19 protein-coding genes are annotated in these 26,814 nt (G+C 39.8%); 10 read left to right on the top strand and 9 right to left on the bottom strand.

Annotated elements, in window-relative coordinates:
- Nucleotides 1-116 precede the first annotated feature (116 nt).
- From ABJF57_RS12140 to ABJF57_RS12130, 3 genes are read right to left on the bottom strand one after another with little or no spacing between them, the layout of a single operon-like run.
- On the bottom strand, nt 117-4,316 hold the full coding sequence (locus ABJF57_RS12140) for a CHAT domain-containing protein (protein ID WP_462229394.1): 4,200 nt from the start codon (nt 4,314-4,316) through the stop codon (nt 117-119).
- A gap of 49 nt (nt 4,317-4,365) precedes the next feature.
- Nucleotides 4,366-6,366, bottom strand: a complete 2,001-nt coding sequence (scpA, locus tag ABJF57_RS12135) for a methylmalonyl-CoA mutase (RefSeq protein WP_462229391.1) — start codon at nt 6,364-6,366, stop codon at nt 4,366-4,368.
- Nucleotides 6,367-6,368: 2 nt separating this feature from the next.
- Complete coding sequence (locus tag ABJF57_RS12130; protein WP_462229389.1) at nt 6,369-7,247, bottom strand: methylmalonyl-CoA mutase family protein; 879 nt, start codon at nt 7,245-7,247, stop codon at nt 6,369-6,371.
- Nucleotides 7,248-7,490: 243 nt separating this feature from the next.
- Here ABJF57_RS12130 and dnaA point away from each other — a divergent pair, with 243 nt between their 5' ends.
- The gene (dnaA, locus tag ABJF57_RS12125; protein WP_462229387.1) at nt 7,491-8,879 is read left to right on the top strand and encodes a chromosomal replication initiator protein DnaA; all 1,389 of its coding nucleotides are present in this window, start codon (nt 7,491-7,493) and stop codon (nt 8,877-8,879) included.
- On the opposite strand, the gene ABJF57_RS12120 is transcribed toward dnaA, so the two are convergent.
- Nucleotides 8,876-10,300 (bottom strand): trypsin-like peptidase domain-containing protein, encoded by a 1,425-nt coding sequence (locus ABJF57_RS12120; RefSeq protein WP_462229386.1) that lies wholly within the window; start codon nt 10,298-10,300, stop codon nt 8,876-8,878. The genes dnaA and ABJF57_RS12120 overlap by 4 nt on opposite strands.
- Nucleotides 10,301-10,427: 127 nt before the next feature.
- Here ABJF57_RS12120 and ABJF57_RS12115 point away from each other — a divergent pair, with 127 nt between their 5' ends.
- Nucleotides 10,428-11,582, top strand: a complete 1,155-nt coding sequence (locus ABJF57_RS12115; RefSeq protein WP_462229384.1) for a 1-deoxy-D-xylulose-5-phosphate reductoisomerase — start codon at nt 10,428-10,430, stop codon at nt 11,580-11,582.
- The gene (gene rseP / locus ABJF57_RS12110; RefSeq protein WP_462229382.1) at nt 11,583-12,896 is read left to right on the top strand and encodes an RIP metalloprotease RseP; all 1,314 of its coding nucleotides are present in this window, start codon (nt 11,583-11,585) and stop codon (nt 12,894-12,896) included.
- On the opposite strand, the gene ABJF57_RS12105 is transcribed toward rseP, so the two are convergent.
- Nucleotides 12,893-14,809 carry an OmpA family protein gene (locus tag ABJF57_RS12105; protein WP_462229380.1) on the bottom strand — a complete coding sequence of 639 codons (1,917 nt, stop codon included), beginning with the start codon at nt 14,807-14,809 and terminating at the stop codon, nt 12,893-12,895. The two genes, rseP and ABJF57_RS12105, sit on opposite strands and share 4 nt — an antisense overlap.
- 230 nt (nt 14,810-15,039) lie before the next feature.
- On the opposite strand from ABJF57_RS12105, the gene lon reads away from it, so the two are divergent.
- The 3 genes from lon to hslU are packed head-to-tail and all read left to right on the top strand — an operon-like array spanning nt 15,040 to nt 19,879.
- Nucleotides 15,040-17,508 (top strand): endopeptidase La, encoded by a 2,469-nt coding sequence (gene lon / locus ABJF57_RS12100; RefSeq protein WP_462229378.1) that lies wholly within the window; start codon nt 15,040-15,042, stop codon nt 17,506-17,508.
- Nucleotides 17,505-18,497: a type IX secretion system protein PorQ gene (gene porQ, locus ABJF57_RS12095; RefSeq protein ID WP_462229376.1), complete on the top strand. Its 993-nt coding sequence runs from the start codon at nt 17,505-17,507 to the stop codon at nt 18,495-18,497. The genes lon and porQ overlap by 4 nt, the downstream gene beginning before the upstream one ends.
- Nucleotides 18,494-19,879 carry an ATP-dependent protease ATPase subunit HslU gene (gene hslU, locus ABJF57_RS12090; RefSeq protein WP_462229374.1) on the top strand — a complete coding sequence of 462 codons (1,386 nt, stop codon included), beginning with the start codon at nt 18,494-18,496 and terminating at the stop codon, nt 19,877-19,879. The genes porQ and hslU overlap by 4 nt, the downstream gene beginning before the upstream one ends.
- Here hslU and ABJF57_RS12085 read toward each other — a convergent pair.
- From ABJF57_RS12085 to ABJF57_RS12075, 3 genes are all read right to left on the bottom strand, one after another.
- Nucleotides 19,876-20,244 (bottom strand): VOC family protein, encoded by a 369-nt coding sequence (locus tag ABJF57_RS12085; protein WP_462229372.1) that lies wholly within the window; start codon nt 20,242-20,244, stop codon nt 19,876-19,878. The genes hslU and ABJF57_RS12085 overlap by 4 nt on opposite strands.
- Nucleotides 20,245-20,314: 70 nt before the next feature.
- On the bottom strand, nt 20,315-20,800 hold the full coding sequence (locus ABJF57_RS12080) for a SixA phosphatase family protein (RefSeq protein WP_462229370.1): 486 nt from the start codon (nt 20,798-20,800) through the stop codon (nt 20,315-20,317).
- The gene (locus ABJF57_RS12075) at nt 20,801-21,802 is read right to left on the bottom strand and encodes a glycosyltransferase family 9 protein (protein WP_462229368.1); all 1,002 of its coding nucleotides are present in this window, start codon (nt 21,800-21,802) and stop codon (nt 20,801-20,803) included.
- Between the two features lie 88 nt (nt 21,803-21,890).
- Between ABJF57_RS12075 and ABJF57_RS12070 the strand changes: the two genes are divergently transcribed.
- From ABJF57_RS12070 to ABJF57_RS12055, 4 genes are read left to right on the top strand one after another with little or no spacing between them, the layout of a single operon-like run.
- Nucleotides 21,891-22,298: an EVE domain-containing protein gene (locus tag ABJF57_RS12070; RefSeq protein WP_462229366.1), complete on the top strand. Its 408-nt coding sequence runs from the start codon at nt 21,891-21,893 to the stop codon at nt 22,296-22,298.
- Between the two features lie 30 nt (nt 22,299-22,328).
- On the top strand, nt 22,329-23,897 hold the full coding sequence (locus tag ABJF57_RS12065; RefSeq protein WP_462229364.1) for a hypothetical protein: 1,569 nt from the start codon (nt 22,329-22,331) through the stop codon (nt 23,895-23,897).
- Nucleotides 23,898-23,931: 34 nt separating this feature from the next.
- A complete protein-coding gene (pyrR, locus tag ABJF57_RS12060; RefSeq protein WP_462229362.1) occupies nt 23,932-24,474 on the top strand; it encodes a bifunctional pyr operon transcriptional regulator/uracil phosphoribosyltransferase PyrR in 543 nt (180 codons plus the stop codon).
- Nucleotides 24,471-25,394 carry an aspartate carbamoyltransferase catalytic subunit gene (locus ABJF57_RS12055; RefSeq protein ID WP_462229360.1) on the top strand — a complete coding sequence of 308 codons (924 nt, stop codon included), beginning with the start codon at nt 24,471-24,473 and terminating at the stop codon, nt 25,392-25,394. The genes pyrR and ABJF57_RS12055 overlap by 4 nt, the downstream gene beginning before the upstream one ends.
- 1 nt (nt 25,395) lies before the next feature.
- Here the strand turns inward: ABJF57_RS12055 and purB are convergent, their stop codons facing one another.
- The gene (purB, locus tag ABJF57_RS12050; RefSeq protein WP_462229358.1) at nt 25,396-26,739 is read right to left on the bottom strand and encodes an adenylosuccinate lyase; all 1,344 of its coding nucleotides are present in this window, start codon (nt 26,737-26,739) and stop codon (nt 25,396-25,398) included.
- Nucleotides 26,740-26,814 lie beyond the last annotated feature (75 nt).

The raw sequence follows: 26,814 nt of genomic DNA, 5'->3' as shown, positions 1-26,814 counted from the left end.
CTTTTTTCTTTGATACGATAGGATAGAGCTTAGGATTAGCTATTTAACACTAATTAAGAAATAAAAAAGGATGTCCATTTGGACGTCCTTTTTAAAATTCTTTCAATAAATCGTCCTTAATCTAAACCGATCATCACGAATGGGCCCCAGTAGATAGGATCACGGTATTCGTTTCGGATTTCCTTCTTTGCATCGATAAATGCTTGTCTCTTGTTTCCCGTTTCAATCCATTTACGGTAAAACTTCACCATCAACTGCTGGGTAGCCTCATCGCTTACTTTGAAAAGTGACATGACGATTGTTCTGGCACCAGCCACTAAGAAGGCTCTTTGAAGACCATAAACACCCTCACCAGCTTGCACCTCTCCAAGTCCCGTCTCACATGCTGAAAGAACCACTAAGTCTGTTTTATCAAGGTTTAGATTCATTGCTTCATAGGCGGTTAAGATCCCATTATTTACATTGTAATTGAATTGGGTTTGATTCAGGATGTCACCAGCGCCGGCAAGAAGTAATCCTGTTTTTAGTAGCGGATTATCGTAAGCCGCACTTTCATTATACTCTTGGTCAAGATTACTTGCCTTAGGGGATTCTTTGAAGAAACCATGAGTCGCAACATGAAATACTTTAGGATTCGTTACCTGTTTGATTAATTCTTCACTCGCTTGATTTTCTGTGTACTTATCTGTTGTCCAACCCTTCCGATCGAGTAGATCATACAATTCTTCAATCTCCTGTTTGGTGCCAGGAAGTGGACTTATTACTTCAGCAGTGGATCTTGTTAGTCCAGAGCTTGCCAAGGGTTGACCAGGCTGCGTGTCCATGTAAAACTGCGGATTCCCAAACATCATAGCATGTTCCTCCTCTGCAACTACTTTGGTCTTGATCTTATTGATGAATAGATCTTTTGTATTGCTGATTAACAGAATGTTGGAATTGTCAAGTACATATTTACCGTCAGGTGTTGGTATGGCCTCAAGATTAATTTGGTTGTACACTCCATCTGGAGATATGTAAAGCGTTGATACTGCCCCAACTTCATCTTGTATAGGTTTCCAGAATTGTTCATAGGAATACTTATCGCCAATCTTGTACTTGATACTATTTCGATAAGTTTTTAAGTATCTACTCTCCAATTCTTTGCCGTTATCAAGCAGTATCATTTTAGGCTCAGATCTAGGGCCTCCCTTAATGTATAGAAGCGCATACATTACTGAATCTGTAAAAGCGTGATCGAATACTCTAAAACGGACCATTTCAATAGCGACTTCATTTTCTCCTAATGCACTCCTTACGTTTTCCCACAGAATTTCTCTGCTGTCAGCGCTTTGAGAGAATAATTCAGATTTTAAGCTTATGCTTTTCTCTAGCAACTCAACACTACTGGATAGGGTAACCGGGTCAATGCCACTTTCTGAAAGATCCTGAGTACTCATAGATAAAGCTGCCGTTAGAAGCTCTTTATCTTCAACCCATTTTGTATACATCCCGATGAGCTCTTGATCGTTACTGCTCATTATCCGCTGACGAACTTTAATGGATGAGTTTAGCAGAAGAGCTTTTGTCAAAAGCGCATTATTGTAGAGCTCACCAATGTATTTCACACTTCTGTTTCGGCTGATAATTAAAGTGTTGTAGAATTCATAATCTCCTTTGATGGTATTCCAGAATTTTGCCTTTTCGCGCTCGCTCAGTGCTGGAAAATATTGCTTAATGAAGTCTTTATAGTTAGCTAGCACAGACTCCATCTCATCTTGAGAATCTTTGTATCTCGCCTGCATAAAATAGGTTTTGCTGAGCTTGGATTGAACTTTTACGTATTCTGGATGAGTGTTACTGAATACTTTTTGATACTGTCTTTGAGCATTTTCATAGTATACCTCAGCCTCAGGATAGTTCTTTTGCTTATAGTAAATGTCACCTTTGAGCACCTGAACTGTTGCAGCGTTTATGTTATTGCGCTTACCAATTTTATTCTTCCAAATACTTTCTGATTGATTGAGATACGTAAAGGCCAAAGAATAATTACCAGAGGCAATATTGGCAATGGCCATGTTCTTCAAGATTTCAGCATACGTAGGGTTGTTAGACCCAAGTTTTTTCCCGATTATTTTTTCAGCTTCCTGAAAAAGTGATTGTATTTGTGTGAGTGGCTTATCTTGATAGAAATACACTAAAGCGAGCTTGGAAGTAGATTTTCCAACATCTACATGATCAGGCCCAAATTTCTCTTTTTGAATGCGAATGGCATTTTTCAGAAGTGTTTCGGCTTTGTCATAGTCACCTATGGTGGTATATACGTCTGCGAGCTGTAGCATAGAGGCTACTACTTTAGATGAATTCTCACCAAACGTACTGATGGCAATGCCATTTGCCCTCCTTGCCTGCTGCTCTGCCTGCGTATAGTCTCCTTTGATTAGATTTAGCTTAGCATTTAAAACAAGTGTTTTATTGAGGTGTCGGCTACTGCTACCAAATTGAGCAGTTTTCTCTGTGAGCGATCCGAGCAGAAGTTTTGTTGCGTCAGAATACCTTCCAATACTTGTAAATAAACCTCCAAGGTCATCCTGATAACTTAGACCTGTTACATCAATGGTTAAGGCTCCTTGCTCTCTTAGATCCTCAGAATCGTAGATGTGATCTTCTGCTGAATCGTATTCGCCTTTGATTGATAGTAACTTGGCTTTTGTGATGTATGCTGATGCGAGATAGCTTTTAGCTTCTTCCGTCTTCGCATCCTTCATTATCTTTTCTGCTTCTTCTAAGTTCTTTGTGGCTTTCTCATATTCTCCAATATTAATTTGAAGGCTAGCAATTTTCTCAAGCTCTTTTCCATATTCTATGTCTTGATTGTCATACTTTACTCTTGCTGCAAGTAATGCATCGTCAAGGATTCCAGATGCTTTTGAGTAATTGTCAGTTTCTTCATAAAACTTAGCAAGGTGATTCATTATATCCAGATAATCGACGTGACCCTTAGTGATTTCAGGCTCTACTATGGTGTGAAAACTTTCATCATAAATTGTCTTCGCTTCAGTAAACTTATCGGTGAAGTCTACAAAGTAATTGGCTAGCTTAACTTTCGTTAGATGATATTCGGGTGCCTCAGGACCTAGTAGAAATTCCTTGATTTTTAGAATTTCTGCATCATATGTTTCTGTATTCTCATATCTGCCTGCATAAAGTGCTACTTTCTTGGCGAGCTCTAAAAGTTCAATTCTCTCACTATGGAATTCGGGAATGGTAGGGCTTTCCAAGATCGCATTGATTTTGTCCTCCATTTTTTTGATGTCTTGATCGGCCAAATCAAAAGTCAAGCCCATTTTTTCCTCCGCCAGGTTGAAAATGCTAGTCTTTTTAAATTCACGCAGTGACTTTTTGAAATCTTCTTCAATGATGTTCAGTCGTGCACTTTGACCGTTCCGGTAGTAAGCCCTCATTAAATTGGCTTGTACGGTCATTACTGTGTTGTGAGAAAGGTCGTACTTTCTGACGGCCTGCACATAGGCGTCTTCATACAGTTTGGCCTGAGCCTCCACAGCGAGCCCGTTTTCCTCAAGCAGTTGGGCGTTCAAAAAAACATTTTCTGCCCACAATAGGTGCGATTTTTTAAGATTGTCTCCCACCCACTGCAGATTTGCGATAAATGCGGCATCAGCAGATTGATAGTCACCCATCTTACGCAGAGAATTTGCCTTCACTATCATCATCTTAGCAAATTCTTCTTTTCGGTCTTCTTGATTCTTTTTGTCTCCTTCAGCAGAAAGAGCTCTGTTTAGATAATAATCTGTTTGCTGATCTACTAATTTTATCGCCTGGCTGAAAAAACCTTTGCCAGCCAGTACTTGAGCCCTTTGTACGTCTAGCGAGGATTTGATATCCTCAATCAATGACCCTGAGGAATCAAAAGCTTCGGTAGCCTTTTCAATGAATTGCCCGGCCAGAAGGAAATTACCATAGGAAATTAAAACTTCTGAAGCTTCCATGAGTATGAATCCATGTTCCGCACTTTTTGCCCCATTTACTTCTTCGCTCATTGTGATTGCTTCCTCTAGGGGATCCATTACGCTTACCAGCTCACCAAGCCCAACATTGATTTTCGCTTCTTTCACGAGAGCTATGGCATTGTAGGGATTGTTGTAGCCCAGGCTTTTTGTCACCTTTTTCTTCATTGTTTCTATCTGATTCCTAGCAGATGAATAGTCTCCAGACTCGTATTTTTCATCTGCTTTCTCAATAGACTTTTGGTATTGGGCACCAGCAACGTTATTGCATAGTATAAGCGCCATTAGTATAGCAGATTGGAAGTATTTCATTTTCAATTGGATTTTCTGATGATTAAAGTTATCGAAAATGCGAGAACTATCAGGTCATCAGTTTGTTAAGAATTTTTATGGCGGCTTGGGAAATGATGGTTCCGGGACCAAATATGTCCGTAACTCCACGAGAAATTAGTTCCTCATGATCATTTTCTGGTATGATTCCACCTGCCACAACCAGAATATCTCCTCGTCCCTGTTCTTTTAACTCTTCAATCAATTCTGGAATGAGTGTTTTATGTCCGCCTGCTAGAGAAGATGCTCCTACAATGTGAACGTCATTTTCTATGGCTTGCTTAGCAACTTCTTGTGGTGTTTGAAAAAGCGGGCCTATGTCTACATCAAATCCTAAATCAGCAAAGGATGTTGCAATCACTTTTGCCCCACGGTCATGTCCATCTTGCCCCATTTTGGCAATCATTATTCTTGGACGTCTTCCATCAAATTCTTCAAACTTATCTGAAAGTTCCAGGGCTTTTTTGAAATCCTTGTTGTTTTTAATAGCTGAAGAATACACGCCAGATATGGTTCTATTGGTTGCCTGAAATCTACCAAAAATTTTCTCCATTGCAATTGAGATTTCTCCAAGTGTAGCTCGTTCTCTAGCTGCCTCAATGGCCAATTCTAAAAGATTGCCATTGGATTTGGAACCTTCTTCGAGATTTTTCAAGGCTTGCTGTACTTTTTTCTCGTTTCTGCTGGACTTGATAGTATTGATTCGGTCAATCTGTTTTTTACGGACTTGGTTATTATCTACTTCGAGAAGTTCAATCTCGGTTTTTTCATCCGTAATAAACTTGTTTACTCCGATGATGGATTCCTCACCAGAATCTATGCGGGCTTGCTTTTGAGCTGCTGCCTCTTCTATTTTCATTTTCGGATATCCTTCTTCGATGGCTTTAGACATCCCACCCATTTCTTCAACATCCTGAATTATCTTCCAGCTACGCTCTATGAGATCATTCGTTAGTTTTTCAAGATGTCTAGAGCCACCCATTGGGTCGACGACTTTGGTGATGTTGGTTTCCTTTTGAAGATAAATCTGTGTGTTTCGAGCAATTTTAGCTGAGAAGTCTGTTGGTAGGGCAATGGCCTCATCTAGTGCGTTGGTGTGCAAAGACTGGGTATGGCCAAGAACTGCCGCCAAAGCTTCAATCGTTGTGCGTGCTACATTGTTGTAGGGGTCTTGAGCAGTCAGGCTATATCCCGAGGTTTGACTATGCGTACGCAAAGCCATGGATTTTGCATTTTTAGGATCAAAGTCCTTAATGATTCTGGCCCAGAGAACACGAGCTGCTCTCATTTTGGCTATTTCCGTGAAAAAATTCATTCCAATTCCCCAGAAAAATGAAAGCCGCGGAGCGAATGAATCGATATCAATTCCTGCTTCTATGCCCGTCCTCACATATTCCAATCCATCTGCCAATGTAAATGCCATTTCTAATTCGGCCGTGGCACCTGCTTCATGCATATGATACCCACTGATGCTAATGGAATTGAACTTCGGCATTTTCTCAGAGGTGAATTTGAAAATATCCGCGATGATTCTCATGGACTGACCGGGTGGATAGATGTAGGTATTTCTCACCATGAATTCCTTAAGAATATCATTCTGAATAGTCCCTGTTAGTGTTTCAGGTGAAACTCCCTGCTCCTCAGCAGCCACTATGTAGAACGCCATAATTGGTATTACCGCGCCATTCATTGTCATAGAAACAGACATCTTATCCAAAGGGATCTGATCGAAGAGGATTTTCATGTCCTCAACAGAATCGATGGCAACTCCGGCTTTTCCAACATCCCCCTTCACTCTTGGGTTGTCGCTATCGTACCCTCGATGGGTAGCAAGATCAAAAGCCACAGACAGACCTTTTTGACCAGCTGCTAAATTCCTTCTATAAAAAGCATTGGATTCTTCGGCTGTGCTAAATCCGGCATACTGTCGAATGGTCCAAGGTCTAGACGTATACATGGTAGCGTAAGGTCCCCTCAGGAATGGAGCGACGCCTGCTGAAAAACCTTCCTGCAAATAATTTCCTTCACTCATGATTACGCCCTTTCTGATACTTTTTGGATGATTTTATGGGTGAGAACTTCAATGTAATATGATCCGCCACATTGATCATTGTACTCCTCAATACCGCTTTCTTCTCTGATAAGATTGCCCACATTTCTACTTATTCGTGCATCGCCCGTAGCTGTTGTGAAATCAACGGAATGACTACCTCCAAGAATACTCGCCAGACCGCCGGTAGTGTTTAAGAACCATTGCTGTTCATAGGAAGTATGCAATGGTATTTGTGTATGAATATGAATTTCTCTGATGCCTTTTAGGTCCAGAAGATACCTAAGCGAGCGTACAGTAGCTATTTCTAAAAAGAAGTCCGTGTGAGCGAATCTGTAGATAAAGGTCTCATTAGTTATTTTGTCCAATGCCTCGGCAAGTTGGACTACAGGATTTTTTTCTTCTAGTAATTGAAGGCAATTGCCTGCAGGACTCAATTCAAAACCGGTAAGCTTATTTATTCCGCTTAGGCTGTGAGCAGAAATTACATTTACATCACAAATTTCATGGTTTATTCCTTCTAATATGATGTTGAGATCATCTGACATTGGATTGTCTAGAATAACTCCATCACAACCACCCATCAGCGCGTTCAAAGCATTTGAATTAGCGACCTTGGGGTCATCTGTCAAGACACGCTCGTAAAGCTTCCACTTGTGAGCAGGAAGGTTCCCAAAGAAGTTTTCCAAATACTTGAGGTCTGAAACATCTGAGTAATCGTAATATCCTTCTAGTTTCAATTTTCCGTCATTTTCCCATCTTAATTCATCATTTGGATTAGCTCCTTTGAGCTGTTTTTCCGCGTATTTAATCCATTCATCTTTGTTGATATGGGGGAATGTGCTGAGGTCTAAATTTTTCAAATTTTTATTTTGATGCAATGATTGTTTTACGAAATTAGACTAGAAATGCCATGTTAAGAAAAATTGTATTTTTCGAAGTTTTTTTCAGCGAAAAGTGGCTTAGATCAACCTATGAATCTTTTTGAAAAAATCAAGGGTAAAATCCATTTTTTTAAGAAAAAAAAATCAAACATATTTGATGCCCTTTCGAAAAAACGAGAGGTCACCTAAGCCGATATAAACCACTACTAACACTAAACTGAAATGCATGAACTAATTTGGAAAAACTGCCTTGACTTCATTAAAGAGCGCATTCCTCATCAAAGTTTCAGTACATGGTTTGATCCTATAACTCCCTTAAAGACAGAGGGTAACGTACTCACCATTCAAGTTCCTAGTCAGTTTTTCTATGAATGGTTAGAGGAACATTATGTTCACATTCTGAAAGAAGCAATTGCTAAGGAAATGGGCGAAGATGCTAGATTGGAATATTCTGTTGTGGTAAAAAATGAAGAAACGAAGAAATCTGGAGCCACTCCCTTGAAAATCAACAACCTAAGTGATAGAAATGGAAGTAATGGTAAGGGGTTAAATACTGCATTTATCGACGATTTGAAGAGTGAGAATAACCTGAATCCAACGTACACCTTTGAGAATTTTATTGAAGGAGATTGCAATAGGTTAGGACGCTCTGCAGGATATGCTGTTGCTAAAAAACCTGGCATCACGTCATTCAATCCATTAATGATTTATGGTGGTGTTGGACTTGGAAAGACGCATTTAGTTCAGGGGATAGGAAATCACATAAAAAACGAAGATCCATCTAAGAAGATTATTTATGTGGCTTCTGAAAAATTTACGAATCAGTTTATCGACTCTTTAAAAAACAATAATGTTCAAAGTTTCATTTCTTATTACAGAGGAGTAGATATTTTGATATTAGACGATGTTCAATTTCTGAGAGATAAGGAGAAGACGCAAGAGATTTTCTTTCACATTTTTAATCACTTACATCAGGCGGGTAAGCAGATAGTGATGACAAGTGACTGTGCCCCAAAAGATCTAAAAGGCCTTCAGGAACGATTGGTTTCTAGATTTAAGTGGGGACTTACTGCGGATTTGCAACAACCTGCTTTTGAAACTCGAATGGCAATCATTCAACGTAAAATTCAGGAAGATGGAATTTACATTCCTGAAGAAGTGATTGAATATATAGCCTACACGGTTGATACCAACATTCGAGAGTTGGAAGGTGTCATTGTATCGCTGATTGCTCATGCTTCATTAATGCGTGTGGAGGTAAATTTAGAGCTGGCAAAAAAAGTCCTTAAAAATATCGTTAAGGAAATAGATTCTGAAGTAGGCATCGACTACATACAAAAAACCGTTTCCGACTACTTCCATGTTGGTCAGGACGATTTAAAAGCGAAGACTCGGAAGAAAGAAATCGTTATTGCACGCCAGGTAGCCATGTATTTCTCAAAAGATTATACCAATCACTCATTAAAATCTATTGGATATCACTTCGGTGGTCGTGATCATAGCACCGTGATACATGCGCTTCAATCAGTGAATGATATGATTGATACGGATGCAAAATTCCGTTATTCGGTTGATGAGCTGAAGAAAAAATTGAAAATGCGAACCGCCTAACGCCTGAACGGATAATATACTTTTCTTCCCTTTTCATCGATTCCGATAACATCAAACCGTCCACGAATGTCCTCAAGAATTTTCTCTAGTTCTGCTGGTTTGTTTATTGCCTTGTTATTTATTTGAGTGATGATGAAGCCTTTAGGAATGCCCAGATTGGCAAAGAACCCGTTTGCCTTATAGTCAACCACTTTCACTCCGCTTTTGATTCCTAATAGATCGCGCTCTACTTTAGAAACACTTTCAAAGCTTGCATTTAAATCTTCTGCATAATAGATGTCTCGGGTAATGATATTTGTAGTGCCTTCGCGATTGGTCAATATTAACTCCCGATCCAGCATTTCATTATCCCGCTGAACTAAAATACTAAGTTTGTCACCAGGGTAACTCTTGGCGATAAGCTCCTCTAAAGTCGCTTTACTGCTTATTTGCTTGTCATTTACTTTTCGAAGTACATCACGTTTTTTTAGGCCAGCTTTGTCTGCAGCACTTCCTTCTTTGACCTCAGCTACAATAACGCCATCCAAATCCTCTACTCCAATTCTTTCTGCAAGCTCGCTGTCTATATCAATGAATTCAGCTCCGGTAAATCCTTTTTGCAATTCTCCATACTTCACCAAATCATTAAATACTTTCTTGACAATGTTTACTGGGATTGCAAAGCCGTAACCAGCATACGACCCTGTCCTAGATAGAATTGCCGTATTTATCCCAATGAGTTTGCCATCAGCATTGACGAGAGCACCGCCACTATTTCCTGGATTAATTGCAGCATCGGTTTGAATGAAGCTTTCGATTGGAAATTTGTCCCTTAGAATGTTAATATTTCTACCTTTTGCGCTTACAATACCAGCAGTGACCGTTGAGGTTAGATTGAAAGGATTACCAACGGCTAAAACCCACTCTCCAACCTTTACTTGCTCCGAGTCTCCTTTTTCTATAGCTGCAAGATCAGTCGAATTGATTTTAATGACAGCCAAATCTGAACTTGGATCCCTTCCAACAAGGTCGGCCTGATAGCTTCTCTTTCCTGCAATGACCGTTATTTCGTCCGCGTCTTTGATTACGTGATTGTTTGTGACTATGTAGCCATCGTCGGAAAAAACAACCCCAGATCCACTCCCTACTCTTTGAGAAGAACGTGGTTCAAAAAACCAGTCCATCCAGCCACCCGTACGATACTCCACTTCACTCAAAGTTTGAATAAAAACAACACTGCCCGTGCTCTTCCTCGAGGCTTCAACGAAGTTTTCATTGGGTATGATAGTTGAATAGGACACTTGACTGACCTGATTCTTTTGCTGGCTTGGAGCTACAAAGTTTTCTTCTTTGTCCGTATCATTTTGCTGAAATTCTCCTACTATCAGTGCACCAAAGATTCCAGATACCAAAGCCAATATTATTGTTTGAAGTTTGCCCATGTGCGTTGATTTTATTTATTAGAAAATAAACTGAATTTGCTCAAAAAGTATTCCATCCGATTGTTAAAAATTGCAAACTCTTACCTTTGCCGACTGTTCTTTTTAAAAAGAAGGTAGAACAACCTAAATGAAGAAACGAAATATAGCCATTCTTGGCTCCACAGGTTCCATTGGAACACAAGCACTAGATGTTATAAAGAGGCATCCAGATAGTTTTGAAGTAGAAGTCTTGACAGCACAAAACAGTGCTGAATTGTTGATTGCTCAGGCATTAGAATTTAAACCCAATAGTGTAGTCATTGCAAATGATTCACTTTATCAGCAGGTATTTGATGCATTGGATACGCATGATATAAAAGTATATGCCGGAGAGAGTGCGCTTGCTTCCATTGTTGAAATGGAATCGATTGACATGGTACTTACTGCTTTGGTTGGATACGCTGGGTTATTGCCAACGATAAGAGCGATAAATGCGGGTAAGACCATTGCGCTTGCAAATAAAGAGACACTTGTAGTAGCTGGAGAGCTGATAACGAAATTGGCGCAAGAAAAGGGAGTAAATATCCTGCCGGTTGATTCAGAGCACTCTGCCATATTCCAATGCATCGTTGGAGAATTCCACAATCCAATTGAAAAACTCATCCTCACGGCATCTGGGGGACCATTTAGGGGTAAAAATCAAAGTTTTTTAGAGTCAGTTACTAAAGAACAAGCGTTGAAACATCCCAATTGGGATATGGGAGCGAAAATCACCATTGATTCTGCAACTATGATGAATAAAGGACTTGAAGTTATTGAAGCTAAATGGCTCTTTGGTGTTTCATTGGATCAGATAGAAGTAGTGGTGCACCCACAATCAATTGTTCATTCATTGGTTCAATTTGAGGATGGATCAATGAAGGCGCAAATGGGCTTGCCGAATATGCGTGTGCCGATACAGTTTGCAATGACATATCCTGAACGTCTAAAAGCAGATTATCCAAGGTTTAACTTTCTGGATTATCCGTTGCTGACATTTGAGAAACCAGATGTAGAGACTTTCAGGAACCTTGGATTAGCTTTTAGAGTTGCAAAAGAGGGAGGCAATCAACCATGTATTCTCAACGCTGCGAACGAAATTGCAGTTCAAGCGTTTTTAGAAGATAAGGTGGGATTCCTTGAGATTTCAGATGTGATTGAAAATTGCCTGGAAAAGGTGAGCTATATTCGCAATCCTGAAATAGAAGATTTTATACAAACAGATAAAGAAACAAGAGCTAAAGCGCTCGAATTGATTAAATAGATGGAGACTTTAATAATGGTAGGGCAGTTGCTTTTAGGACTGTCAATTTTAGTAGGAGTACATGAATGGGGGCATCTGATTGCTGCCAAATCGTTTGGAATGCGAGTTGAAAAATTCTCTATTGGTTTCCCTCCTAAGATATGGGGGAAGAAGTTTGGCGAGACCGAATATTCCATCGGAGCGATTCCTTTGGGTGGCTTTGTTAAAATTTCAGGAATGATTGATGAATCGTTAGACACGAAATCACTAAGTGATGAGCCCGAGCCATGGGAGTTCAGAGCAAAACCAGCATGGCAAAGACTCATCGTAATGATGGGAGGTATTATTGTCAATGTGGTGACCGGTATCATTATTTTCATTGGCTTGGCTTTGGTAAACGGGGAGGCATATCTTCCAAAAGATGTACTCAATGAAAATGGGATTGTGGCTTACGATTTAGGTGAGCAGCTTGGATTCAAAACAGGAGATAAAATACTTGCAATCAATGGTCAGAATTATGAACGATTTTCAGATCTATTGAGCCCCAATCTTTTGTTAGGATCGGATAACTACTATACAGTTCTTAGAGATGGCGAAGAAGTAAGAGTGGAAATGCCGAATGATTTCATTGACAAACTTGCAGATAAAAACAAAAGGGTGAGCGTTATTGACCCTAGAATTCCATTTTCAGTACAGTCTGTTGTCCCCGGTTCGCTGGCGGCAGATGCGGGACTTCAATCCGGAGATGAAATTGTGTCTATCAATGGAGACGAAATAAAGTATTTTGATCAATTGAGTTCTACGCTGAGCAATCTGAAAGGAAAGGAAATTACACTTCAAGCAAAACGCGGTGAAGAAATAATAGACATGGCAACTTCTGTTGACACAGACGGTACCCTTGGTTTTGTCGCTCAATATCGATTGAATTATGTGAGTAGAGATTTTACTTTTGGTGAAGCTCTGGGAGAAGGTACTTATAATGCTTTTGCAGTGGTTTGGCTAAATATCAAGGGTTTTAAGAAAATGTTTGCAGGTGATGTAGATGTAAGAAAATCATTGTCGGGACCCATCAAAATTGCCACTTTCTTTGGCGGAACTTGGGATTGGAATAATTTCTGGCGCATAGTTGGACTTTTGTCTATGGTACTTGCTTTTATGAACTTTTTACCTATCCCTGCGCTGGATGGAGGTCATGTTGTATTCCTAACATGGGAAATTGTTACAGGAAGAAAGCCTTCGGATAAATTCCTTGAAAACTCTCAGAAAGTAGGAATGGTGATCCTTTTATCATTGATGGCTTTTGTTATTATCAATGATACAATTAGCCTTTTCTAAAAATCATTACCCGCTTCCTCCGATTCAATAGTCGGAGGAGCTTCTCGATAGATTTCAAACTCTACGCGGCGATTTAATTTTTTATCGGCATCAGTGACTTCATTTACAATGATGGGCTTGGTGTCCCCGTATCCTTTAGCTTCTACGCGTTCTTTGATGATACCCGCAAAAATCACAATGTAATCTCTGATGTTTTCAGCTCGTTCCTGGGATAGCTGCAGATTTTTAGCAGGGTCACCAACCGAATCGGTGTGACCAGAGATTCGGAGTTTGAAATCAATGTTATCATAAAGAAAATTGACCACCTTATTGAGATCAGCGTACATTTCAGTTTTCAATTCTGATTTACCTATGTCAAACTCAATAGACTCGAACTTCATTCTGGAAGCAATTGGTTGCGTTACTGTGTTTATTTCTAAAGGCCCATCTAAATAAAAGACTTCCTCAATTCGGAAGAAATCATCACCCTGAAGTATGAGTAGGTAGTTCCTTTCAGATATTAAATCAAACTCGAAAGAACCATCCTCTTTGAGGAATTTTGGAGCGACTTCATGACCTTTATCTAAATCGATTATTGACACAATTCCCTGAAAAGGGACACCGGTCAGGGAATCGGTGAGAGTGCCCGTAACAGATGTAGTTGCATCTGGTTGAGCTTCCATTGGCAGGGGAAATGAATAGATATCCTGCTTGTTTAAATCTCTTGTAGAAGATCTGGCATAAAAAAGCAACTCAGAATCGGAGTCTATTGTGAAGTAAAACTCGCTTCCTCTGCCATTTACAAGCGGACCTATATTTTGAGGTTCTGTCCAATAACCATCTTTATGATAGGCTTTGTAGATATCAAATTCGCCAAAATTGTATAACTGACCTTGTGAGCTAAAATACAAAACGTCAAAAACGGGATGATAGAATGGACTTACATCATTTTGTCGAGTATTGATTACTGGACCCAAGTTTTGAGCGGCAGACCATCGACCTCTATCGTCTCTTGTGGTATAGTAAATGTCGGATAGACCAAATCCACCGAGTCGATCAGATGCAAAATACAAAGTATCGCCCGCGTGTGATAGTGCAGGGTGCGAGTCCCAAGCCAGGCTATTGATGCTTACTCCAAGGTTTTCCGGTCTGGACCATGTACTGTCCGCTTGCAATTTGGCAATGAATAAGTCGCAATCTCCATACGAATCTGGTGAATCACATCTCGAAAAAACTAGCGTTTTCCCATCTCCACTTAAGCAAGGTGAACCTTCGTTGTAATGTGAATTAAGGTTTTTGATCGGTTTCGCTTTAGACCATGTTCCATACGGATCCTTATGGCTAAAGAATAGATCTTCGTCTTCCCTAAACCTTATGGTCTCATCTACCTTTTTTCGCTTGGAAGTAAATATGAGAATATTGTTATGAATATTCAGTGATGGACCATAGTCTGCGCTTGAGCTATTCACTAGCATCCCCATATTCAATAGTACCCCACGAGGAGGTTGCAGTGTGTCAATCAGTTTTCGGTGCTCTACCAGTTCATAATAGTAGTCTATCGGTACAAATTGTTCTGCTGCTTGTCTGTTGAGGGAGTCATAGTACAATTCAATTTCTTTGATGTCGATCCCCTGATAATGATGTCTTAAGACCATGCGGTACAATATCTTGGCTTCTTCCTGATCTCCAAAGAGCTCAGTCATTTTAGCTAGCTTCCAAATGAGTCTAGTGTCCTTATAAAAGTTTCGAATACCAAAACGTCCGACATAATCCTTCAGGGCATTATATAGTTCGTCCCATTTTTCTGATTGATCCAGTTTAATGATTTGCTCAAGCTTTTGCTTGCTAAAGTATTCTGGATACTTATTGATTCCTTTGAATTCGTATGCATTGAATACAACATCTTTCGGAATAGAATCGGGGACTATTTGCACTTCTTTTCTACCCTTTTGTGCAGATGCACAAAATGTGATAAGAACTAAGAAAAATCCAATATGACAATGGAAATTACGGCACATGCTGTCGATTCGTCAGTAAAAATTAAAATTAATTTAAAGTTAGCACTATTTGTTATGTACTTCCACTTTGGCACAACGATTGACTATTATGTACCTTTCCCAATTTCAAGGGGATGCGTACAATTAATCTGACACATTGGCATTTTATGAGTGAAGCTAATTTGAAATCATATTTTATACCAGAATTTATAGACGAGGACTCTGAAGAGTTAATCCAAATCATCTCTCCAGAGGACAATCAAATGGCAGAATCGGATCTTCCTGAAGATCTTCCCATTCTTCCAATAAGAAATACAGTGCTCTTTCCAGGAGTTGTCTTGCCGATCACTGTAGGTAGAACCAAGTCTATTCGGCTGGTTAAGAAAGCCTATAGAGGAGATCGAATTATAGGTGTAGTAGCTCAGAAAAATGTGAAAACTGAGGAGCCTCAGTTCGAGGACATGTTCAAGATTGGAACCATTGCGAAGATTTTGAAAATGATCGTATTGCCTGACGGTAATACGACGATAATCATTCAGGGGCAAAACAGGTTCCAGATTTCCGAGCATGTGCAGGAAGAACCACACCATATTGTCAAGTATAAAACGGTTCCTGACTTAAAAAACACCCTTCCCAAGAAAGAACAAAAAGCAATTATTCAATCCTTAAAGGATACAGCAACCAAAATCATGGGACTCAGCCCTGAAATCCCCAAGGAAGCAAGAGTTGCTGTTGATAATATTGATAATTTCAATTTTCTCACTCACTTCTTATCCTCTAATGTAAACGCTGAAGTCAATGACAAGCAGTCTTTGCTTGAGATGGATGATCCTAAAATCCGATCAGAGAAGTTACTTCAATTTATGCTCAAAGACTTGCAGATGTTAGAGCTAAAGCAGGAGATACAGGACAAAGTTCATACAGATATTGATCAGCAGCAACGGGATTATTTTCTACGTCAGCAGATTAGAATATTGCAAGATGAACTTGGACAAGATGGTCCAGATCAAGAAGTGGAGGCTTTGCGTAAGCGTGGGGATAAAAAAGAATGGCCATTAGAAGTGATGGAACATTTCAATAAAGAGCTTGACAAAATCTTAAGGATGAATCCTGCAGCTGCAGAATTTCCTGTGGCAATGAGCTATGCAGAGCTTTTAATTGATTTGCCGTGGAATGAAGTCAGTGAAGATAATTTTGATTTAAATAATGCGCGAAAAGTCTTAGATCGTGATCATTTTGGATTGGAAAAGGTAAAAGAGAGAATCATTGAGTATCTGGCCGTAAGGAAGCTTAAGAAAGACCTCAAAGGCCCTATTCTGTGCCTGTATGGTCCTCCTGGAGTAGGAAAAACTTCACTCGGAAAGTCGATTGCTGATTCGCTCAATAGAAAGTATGTAAGAATGTCTCTAGGCGGAGTCCATGATGAAGCAGAAATCAGGGGGCATCGTAAGACATACATCGGTGCAATGCCAGGCAAGATTATCCAGAATCTAAATCGAGCCAAATCGTCGAACCCTGTTTTTATTCTGGACGAGATAGATAAGGTCAGCTCAGATTTTAGAGGAGACCCTTCGTCTGCTTTGCTTGAAGTATTAGACCCGGAGCAGAATTCCACTTTTAAGGACAATTACCTGGAAGTTGATTATGACCTTTCCAAGGTGTTGTTCATTGCTACCGCGAACTCATTGGACACCATACAACCAGCACTTAGAGATCGTATGGAGATTATTGATGTAAGCGGCTACACCCTTGAGGAGAAGGTTGAAATAGCCAAAAAGCATTTGATCCCCAAGCAGAGAAAAGAACATGGGCTGAAGACTTCTGATATTGTTTTTGACAAATCTGCAATAGTGAAACTTGTCAATGACTACACAAGGGAGTCTGGCGTAAGAAGTTTGGAACGAAAAGTCGCTGCGGTTATTCGATCCATTGCTAAGTCTGTAGCAATGGAGGAAGCCTATGAAGCAAAGGTTACTGATCAGCGCGTTAGAGAGATTCTTGGCCCTGAAATTTTTGACAAGGACAACTACGAGGACAACTCAGTTCCTGGAGTTGTAACCGGACTTGCCTGGACACCTTCTGGCGGAGATATTTTGTTTATAGAGTCTTCATTGAGTAGAGGTAAGGGGAAACTGACGCTTTCTGGCCAGTTGGGCGATGTGATGAAAGAATCGGCTGTTGCAGCTCTGTCCTATCTTCGCTCTCATTCTGAGTTGCTGGAGATAGATCATAGAGTGTTTGATAGCTACGACCTTCACGTCCACGTTCCCGCTGGAGCGATTCCTAAAGATGGACCGTCTGCAGGAATAACTATGCTCACTTCACTGGCCTCTGTTTTTACCCAACGTAAGGTGAAGAAACAGTTGGCGATGACTGGTGAGATAACACTCCGAGGAAAAGTGCTGCCAGTAGGCGGAATTAAGGAGAAAATTCTTGCGGCACGAAGAGCAGGAATCAAAGAAATAATGATGTGCAAAAGGAATGAAAAGGACCTTGAGGAGATTAATCCGAAGTATTTAAAGGGTTTAAAAATTCATTTTGTAGAATATGTACCTGAGGTATTGGAAATAGCGTTAACAAAGCAAAAAGCTAGTAATCCGATAGAATTTATCCTTCCAGAAGAAAAGAAAGATTGAGAATTCCATTCTTTATAGCATGTTTTATTCCCCTGTTTGGGTGGGCACAGATTGGTGGGCAGTTGAGCTTTCAATCCCTCAACCTTACCAGCAATCCGAGAGCTGCAGCTTTAGGAGGTACAAGTATTTCTTTAGCTGATGGAGATATTTCTCAATTTTTTGAGAATCCAGCCATACTTGATTCTGTTGGAGAGAAGAATATTTTTGTTCAAATCAATCCTTACTTTGCTGATGTGTTTGTCTATTCCGGGGCATATGCTTTCAATATTGGTTCAATAGGCACATTCGCTGCAGGACTGAACTATGTAAACTATGGAGCGTTTGAAATGACAGATGAGACCGGTAATCATTTGGGTACATTTCCAGCACAGGACTATACCTTCCAATTGGGGAAAGCACATAGCGTTGGCCCGTTCACGCTGGGCGCAAATGTTAAACTTTCACATTCCTCCATTGAGAGCTATGGAGCTACAGCATTGTTGCTGGATATAGGAGGGATATTTCGCGTGAATAAAAATTGGACCGTGGCGATGGTTTTTGAAAATATGGGGACTCAGATATCTGGATATACTAATTTTTCTTCCTCTCAAGTGCCATTTGATGTGAAAATAGGCACTACTTTCAAGCCAGAGTATATGCCAATTAGATTTACAATTACAACCACGAATCTGGTAAATGAAAATGCCATATCGCTGGACGATTCTGGTGGACGATCTAGCAGAGATTTAGATAAAGTATGGAAGCGTGTAAATCTTGGCGCGGAAGTATTATTAAGTGACCATTTTCAGCTATTGGTTGGATATAGTCATAAAAGAAAGCAAGAATTAAGATTGAATGAAATTGGAGGTGGGGCCGGATTTTCATTTGGCATGATGGTGAAAGTAAAAAGAATCGAGTTGCGATTTTCAAGAGCCACCTATCATGCTGCAGGCGGAAGTAGTTTTATAAGCCTGCGCACGGATATAAATGATTTTAAGAAAATTTTATGAGAGAAATAAAGAATGATTTAACGCCAAGACAAATAGTCACGGAGTTAGACAAGTACATAATTGGGCAAAAAGACGCGAAGAGGAACGTAGCTATTGCATTGAGAAATCGATGGCGCAGAATGAATGTAAAGGAGGAAATTCAAGGAGAGATTGTGCCAAACAATATCCTACTCATTGGATCTACGGGAGTGGGTAAGACAGAGATTGCTAGAAGGTTAGCGAAAATTGCCGATGCGCCATTTACCAAAGTAGAAGCCTCAAAATTTACCGAGGTAGGCTATGTGGGAAGAGATGTAGAAAGCATGGTTAGAGACTTGGTAGAACAAGCCGTAAACATGGTGAAAATTGCCAAAAAAGAGGAGGTGAAAGAAAAAGCCGCTGAGGTGGTAGAAGGAATAATTCTGGATGCGTTGATTCCCCCGCTTAAAGGCACGCCAAATGCTTATGCCACCAAAATAGGTAGTGATGAACCTGAAAATGAAGTCGAGCTAAATGAGCAAACTCGAGCAAGATTTCGCGAGAAGATAAGAAATGGCGAACTGGATGATCGGAAGATTGAAATTGATGTAACATCTAATCCCTCAGGAAATGTTGGCATGGTCGGGGGAGGCATGGATGAAGCATCCATGATTAATATCCAGGAGATGATTGGCAATATGATGCCAAAGAAGAAAAAGAAGCGAAAAGTGACAATTTCTGAAGCACGTAAAATTCTCTTAGAAGAGGAAGCTGCTAAGATGATAGACATGGATGAGGTGAAAGATGAGGCTATTTTCAAGGCTGAAAATACCGGAATCATTTTCATTGATGAAGTAGATAAGATAGCCAAAGGAGGAGATAATGGAAAAGGTCCAGATGTAAGCAGAGAAGGGGTTCAGCGCGATTTATTACCCATTGTTGAGGGTAGTGCTGTAAACACCAAGTATGGGATTATCAATACTGATCATATCTTATTTGTGGCAGCAGGTGCTTTCCATTTTAGCAAGCCTTCTGATTTGATACCAGAGCTACAGGGACGTTTTCCGATCCGAGTAGAGCTGGAAAATTTAACAAAAGAAGATTTCTTAAGAATACTTACAGAACCAAAGAATGCGCTCACAAAGCAATATGAAGCTTTAGTGGCTGCCGAAGAGGTGAAGCTATCCTTCCAGGATGAAGCTCTCGAATCACTTGCAGAAATGGCCTTTCAAATAAATGAGGAGGTTGAAAACATTGGAGCAAGAAGACTTCATACGGTTATGAGCAAGCTCCTAAACGAAATCTTATTTGATATTCCGGATACGATAGGGCCAAACGCACAAATCTTAATTGACAAAGAGATGGTTCAGGAGAAACTGGCTGGATTGGTGAAGGATAAAGACCTAAGCAGATACATACTTTAGTCAGTAATTTTTTGCTTCAAAACAATTGAATTGTTATCAGGATCCTTTACGCCAATTTGTTTAAAGGATCCTTCTAATTGAGGTTCTCCCATGACCTCACCTCCATTTATTGGTACATCAGCTAGCGCAATTCCCAAGTCTTCTACCTCAAAATTTAGCTGATGCCTGTTTTGTTTTGCGGTATTTTGAGCAATGGACGCTGGACAGAACAGCACTTCCAGATGATCGATATGAGTTTTGTAAAGCTTGCTGCCGTACATCTCCATTTCTTCAAAATTCAGTTTAAAAACCTGCTGATAGAAGTTGACCATTTTCGGCATATCCGATATGGCGATAGTCATTCCTGTAATTTTGATTGTGCTCATTTTTAATAGTTTGAAAATCAGAAAAACCTAAAGGTCATAAAACTCAAGATAGAGCCATTAAATAAAGGTACTAAATCTCCTTTGGGAAATAGAAAAAGGCGAGCATCCCCGTATTAAATGCTACATCTTTCCAGTATTTAACATCAAAATTTATTCCTACCATCCCACAGGTTGGGATGTTGTCGAATTGAAGATTTGCAAGAGCATTTGCGGCACTTGTAAAGCCGGGATTGTGACCGAAGAGAGCCATTCTGTCGCAATTTGGTGCATGCTTAATAACACTTAAAATTTCAGCTGCTCCGGCATGATACAGGTTTTTATCTAATCTGATTTGTCCTTCATCAATTCCCATGAGATCACAGACATGTAGGGCGGTATAGAAAGCTCGGCTGGCTGTGCTTGAGATCAGAACTTCGGGCTTTGGCTGATGTTCTGAAAGATACTTCCCCATTTTCACTACATCTTTTCTGCCTCGCTTACCTAAAGGTCTATCATGATCATTTAAGTCAAATGCCCAAGAGGATTTAGCGTGACGTATGAGGTACAGTGTTTTCATTTAATCAGGTAAATAGAAGTCAAAATTCAGATCGTTCATACACTGGAAATGTCCTTTTGGACAATTTTCATATCCATCTATGGAACAAGGACGACAGCTCAATTTATTGTTTTCAAAAACAGTAAACTGCGTACGATAGGGATATGTTCCGAAAAGTGGAGAGGAACTTCCCCAAATGGTGTAAATGCGCTTTTTAAAAGCTGCTGCTACATGCATCATCTGATTATCATAGGTAAATACCCAATTTGCTTGCTTTATTATCGAGGCGGATTGATTAAAATTGAACTTACCACACGCACTGAAAATGACCGTTTTTTTGTTCAACTTTTCTATTTCCTGTTCTTCCTCCTTTGATCCGGGCTGAAAAAATAACTCAACTTCGTCAGCAACAGCAACATCCTGTGAGTCTCCAATCAATATAATAGGCTTATTAATCCGATCGCAAAGCTCGATGAGGCGATTGACTGGTAATTTTTTTGTGTAATAAGAACCCTCAATTGCAATTGCAACATACCCATTTTGATGCGAATCGGGAAGCCAGTCATTTTCCACAAAATCCTTCTCTGGCAAAAAAAAGTCTATTCCTAAGTTATCACCTTTGATGCCAAGAGGTTTCAATAGATCTACGTACTGATCCACTTTATGCTTTGTTGGAAGGAGATTCAACTTTGTTTTTGAATAGAGCCAGCGTTTAAAGCGTCTATTATTAAAAACAAGTGTCTTTTTAGAAACACCCAACCTCAAAATGACTGAATATGAACTATTCCGAAGATCAACCGTGTAATCAAAGTGCTCTTTTTTTAAATCTTTTCTTAGCTGAAATGGAGATTGTGTGGATAGGTAGACTTTATCTAAATAGGGATTTAGTTGGAAGGGATTCCTGTTTTTTTCATGAATCACTAAATGGGTTTCCGCACCAAGTTCAGTTTTTAAAACTCTAAGCAAGGGGCTAACCAATAATGATTCTTGACTTGATACTGAGTTAATAATTAGTATCTTCATATAGGTAAAAAGGACTCCAGCGTAATTTGTTTGAAACTAATACGATTCAATTAAAAATTGACGCTGGGTACTTTAATTTAATTTAGCGATGAACTACTGGTTAATAAAAAGCGAGCCGAATACGTATTCATGGGATGACCTAGTGAAATTAGGTAGAGATCATTGGGATGGTGTAAGAAATTTCAAGGCACGAAACAATATCAAGCAAATGAAGGTTGGTGATTTATGTCTTTTCTACCACAGTGTAAACGAGAAATCTGTGGTGGGGATTGCTGAAGTGGTGAAGGAGTATTACAAAGACCCGACAACCGAGGATCACAGATGGTATGTAATGGACGTAGTTCCGGTCAGGAAGCTCAAAAGACCTGTAACATTGGCTGAAGTAAAATCAGACGATCGTTTAAGTGAAATGCAACTTGTTAAATACGCAAGATTATCTGTTCAAGGCGTGAAGAAGGAAGAATTTGATATTATTTTAGAATTAAGTGAGCGATAGGGATATCGTAGCTTTAATTGTTTTTTAGTTATGAGAAAAATTTTGATTGTTCTGATTTTGTTACCACTTTTTACTTTTTCGCAGCGTAAGAAGAACAGAGACACAAGCGCGGTAATCTTACAGCCAAATCGCATAGAGTTCGAAAAAAGAAGTGATGACTCAGAATATTTTGTAGTTCCAGGTGAAACGGATGGAATTCTGGTTGTTGAAGAGACAGGAGAAAGTGCAGGTGGGAAGGGTCTTATCTGGAAGCTGCATCTGGTAGATACCGCACTGCAAGTAGTTTGGGCTCAAAATCTGGTTCTTCCACCAGGTGGCTCCATTCTGGGGTATGAATATTTTGATGGAAGGTTTTATCTCTTATTTAGTAAGAGTAGGTTTAGAACCGAGGATTTGATTGTCTATCAATTTGTAGCCAGCACTTTAGAATACACAGCTTACGAGATAACAACAGTCTTTCCAATTGCGATTTCGCATTTCGAATCAGTAGGAGAAACATTGCTTATTGCAGGTTATGCGAATTTTAGGCCTGTGGTGATCACCTATAATATTAATGATCGTATCCCTCGGGTAGTTCCGGGATTTTATGATAACAAAAATGACATCCTCGATTTGGTAGTCGATGAAGAAGCCAAACTCTTCACCGTAATACTTGCCGAAAAAATGAGGAATAAGAAATTTACCGTTCGGGTAAGGACATTTACAGACAAGGCAGAAATAATACAAGATAACCTCATCAATCCAGGGGAGAGGAAAAGTCTGCTAGATGCTGCAAGTACAACTTTTGCCGGAGGTCTCCAATACCTGGCCGGAACCCACTCAAAAAAGTCTGATCAGTATAGTCAAGGATTCTATTTGAGCAAGTTTATCAACGGTCAACAGCAGTTTAATAAATATTACCCCTTTGCAGATTTGAATAATTTTTTCGGACATCTTAGGCCAAAGAGAGAAGAGAGGATAATGAATAAAATCGAAAAAAAGAGATCCAAAGGCAAGATCAAAAAATTTAACTACCGACTGCTGGTTCATAAAATCCTTGAGCGAGACGGAGAGTACATTATGATCGCTGAGGCATATTATCCTCGATACAACTACTCGGCATCAAGCAATAACTTCAACTCTCCATACACTGGATATGGGTATACTCCACGTGCTGGCAGGAATCCGTATTTTTTGGGTTATAAGTACACACATGCAGTAGTTTTAGGATTCGATCAAAATTGTAACATCCTGTGGGATCAAACTTTTAAGATTGAGGATATTCAAAGCTACTCCTTGGATGAAAATGTTGTTGTAAGCGCGTCAGGCGACCGAGTAATATTGATGTATCTAGAAGAAAATGAGATTAGATCTAAAGTGGTCAAAGGCAATGAAATAATAGAAGGTAGAACTTTTAATCCGGTACGTCTATCATTTGAGACGGATAAACTCAAAAACAAAGACCCTAATGTTGAAGGGTTAAAAAGATGGTATGATGAGACACTCTATGCGTATGGAGAACAATCGATAAAGCGTACGACCGAATCGGGAATTCGAGCGAGTAGAAAAGTTTTTTACATCAATAAAATTCAATACGATCTGGATAGGCGGGCAAATTAATTGTTAAACATTACTTTTGTGGGAATAACTACTCATGCAAAAGCGACTGCTTTTCGATAGCCCACTACTCAAGGTCACAATCAGCAGGTTGTGTCAGCAACTCATTGAAGTTCATGAAGATTTTTCTCAATCGGTAATCATTGGATTGCAACCAAGAGGTATACATCTGGCTGAGCGCGTACGAGATGAGCTCCAGAGCCTTATTGAAGATGAAATACATCTGGGGTACCTCGATACAACTTTTCATAGAGATGATTTTAGAAGAAGAGATGAGCCCATCACTCCAAGCCAAACTAAAATTCCGTTTTTAATTGAAAATAAGAATGTCATTCTAATAGATGATGTCTTGTTTACAGGGCGAACCGTTAGATCCGCCCTAGACGCCATGAGCACTTTTGGAAGACCTGCGAAAGTAGAGTTACTGGTACTCATCGATAGATTGTACAGTAGAGACATTCCGGTCGAGGCAAACTATGTAGGGAGAAAGGTGAATACAATTCAATCACAAAAAGTTTTAGTTGAACTAGATGAAAAACAAAAAGAAGATCATATTTGGTTAATCACGAAAGAAGAATGAGTCAACTCAAAACCAAACATCTTTTAGGGATAAAAAACCTCGATCGAGAGGATATTGAACTTATTTTTCAAACAGCAGCCAACTTCAAAGAAGTAATCAATAGACCCATTAAGAAAGTACCATCACTTAGAGATGTGACGGTTGCCAATATATTCTTTGAGAATTCTACACGTACAAAGTTATCTTTTGAACTAGCGGAGAAAAGATTATCCGCTGACGTAATCAATTTTTCCGCTTCTGGCAGTTCTGTAAAAAAAGGGGAAACCCTGCTTGATACGGTAAACAACATCTTAGCTATGAAGGTAGATATGGTGGTCATGCGGCATTCTAGCCCCGGAGCGCCTCACTTTCTGGCAAAACATATTGATGCAAACATTGTGAATGCAGGAGATGGTACACATGAGCATCCCACTCAAGCCCTCCTGGATACCTTTTCCATTCAGCAAAAGTGTGGACAAGTGGAAGGAAAGAAAGTAGTAATTATCGGTGATATCCTCCATTCAAGAGTCGCACTCTCAAACATTTTCGCTTTGCAAACCTTAGGAGCTGAGGTAATGGTATGTGGGCCTGCTACCTTACTTCCTAAACATATCGGAGAGCTCGGTGTAAAAGTGGAAACTGATATCCGAAAAGCACTTGAATGGTGTGATGTAGCTAACATTCTTCGAATTCAATTGGAGAGGCAGCAAATGAAATACTTTCCTTCATTAAGGGAATATTCAAAGTATTTTGGTGTCAATAAGCAACTACTTGATTCGCTTAAAAAGGAAATTACCATAATGCATCCAGGGCCAATCAATCGAGGCGTGGAAATCACAAGTGACGTTGCAGATTCTGATCATTCCATTATCCTTCAACAAGTTGAGAATGGAGTAGCCGTTAGAATGGCCGTGCTATATCTTTTAGCAGGTGTAGCGTAAACTATCTGCCAGTATAGTTAAACGGAGTAATAGACTTCAACTCGTTTTTAATTTCTTCTGATACATTTAACCCATCAATGAATGCCTGGATAGAAGCTTCTGTGATGGCCTCATTGGTCCTTGTAAGCGCCTTTAATGCTTCATAAGGCTTTGGGTACCCCTCACGTCTCAAAATGGTCTGAATAGCTTCAGCAACCACAGCCCAATTGTCATCAAGGTCGGCATGAATCACAGCTTCATTGGCGTTGATCTTTGACAGCCCTTTTTCAAGTGAAAGAAGTGAAATGAAGGTATGAGCGATTGGTACGCCAATGTTTCGTAAAACTGTAGAGTCAGTAAGATCTCTTTGAAGCCGAGAGATTGGAAGTTTAGCACTCAAGTGCTCAAAAAGGGCATTTGCTATGCCCAGATTTCCTTCTGCGTTTTCAAAATCAATCGGATTTACCTTATGAGGCATGGCTGATGAACCCACTTCATTTTTAGAGATTGTCTGCGTGAAGTAATTCATTGATATGTATTGCCATACGTCTCGGCTAAAGTCAATCAGAATTGTGTTGATCCTTTTCATTGAATCAAAAAGAGCCGCTATATGATCATAGTGTTCTATCTGGGTGGTGGGATGACTTCTCACAAGTCCAAGTTTTTCAGAAACAAAACTATTTCCAAATGCATGCCAATCCAGACTTGGGTAAGCAACATTGTGAGCATTGAAGTTTCCGGTTGCACCACCAAACTTGGCGGCAAAAGGAATTTGCTTGAGCAGCAGGAGTTGTTCTTTTAGTCTTTGCACAAAAACCATTATTTCCTTGCCGAGTCGAGTAGGAGAGGCGGGCTGTCCGTGAGTTTTCGCAAGCATTGGGATATCCTTCCATGTATGAGACTTTGTTTCCAATACATCAATCATCTCTTCTAATTTTGGAAGAAATGATTCTACCAAGGCGTCTTTGAGCGATAAAGGAATGGAAGTATTGTTGATGTCTTGAGATGTCAACCCGAAATGGATAAACTCTTTAAACTCCTGAAGTCCAAGAGTATCAAACTTTTCTTTGAGGAAGTATTCAACAGCTTTTACGTCATGATTAGTTGTTTTTTCTATTTCTTTAATCGCCTCCGCATCTTCCAGAGAAAAAGACTCATAAATATTCTTTAGGCTTTCATTGTGGGCATAATCATATGCTTGGAGCTGCGGGATGCCACTCTCGTGAAGGGCGATGAAGTAGAGCACCTCAACCTTTACTCGATACTGGATGAGTGCTTTTTCTGAAAAATAATCAGCAAGTTGAGATACCTTGGATCTGTATCTTCCGTCAATTGGCGAGATGCCTTCAAGTGGATTTAAATTCATGTATATAGTGTTTGTTTTCATCGGCACACATGGAATTCACATTATCAACATTTACCAAAATTGGTGCTTTGAGAA

Origin of the sequence: Ekhidna sp. (genome assembly GCF_039940915.1) — a bacterium.
In the GTDB taxonomy this organism is placed as follows: Bacteria; Bacteroidota; Bacteroidia; order Cytophagales; family Cyclobacteriaceae; genus Ekhidna.
Note: the sequence above shows the minus strand (reverse complement) of the source record. Positions and strands in the feature narration are given on the sequence as shown.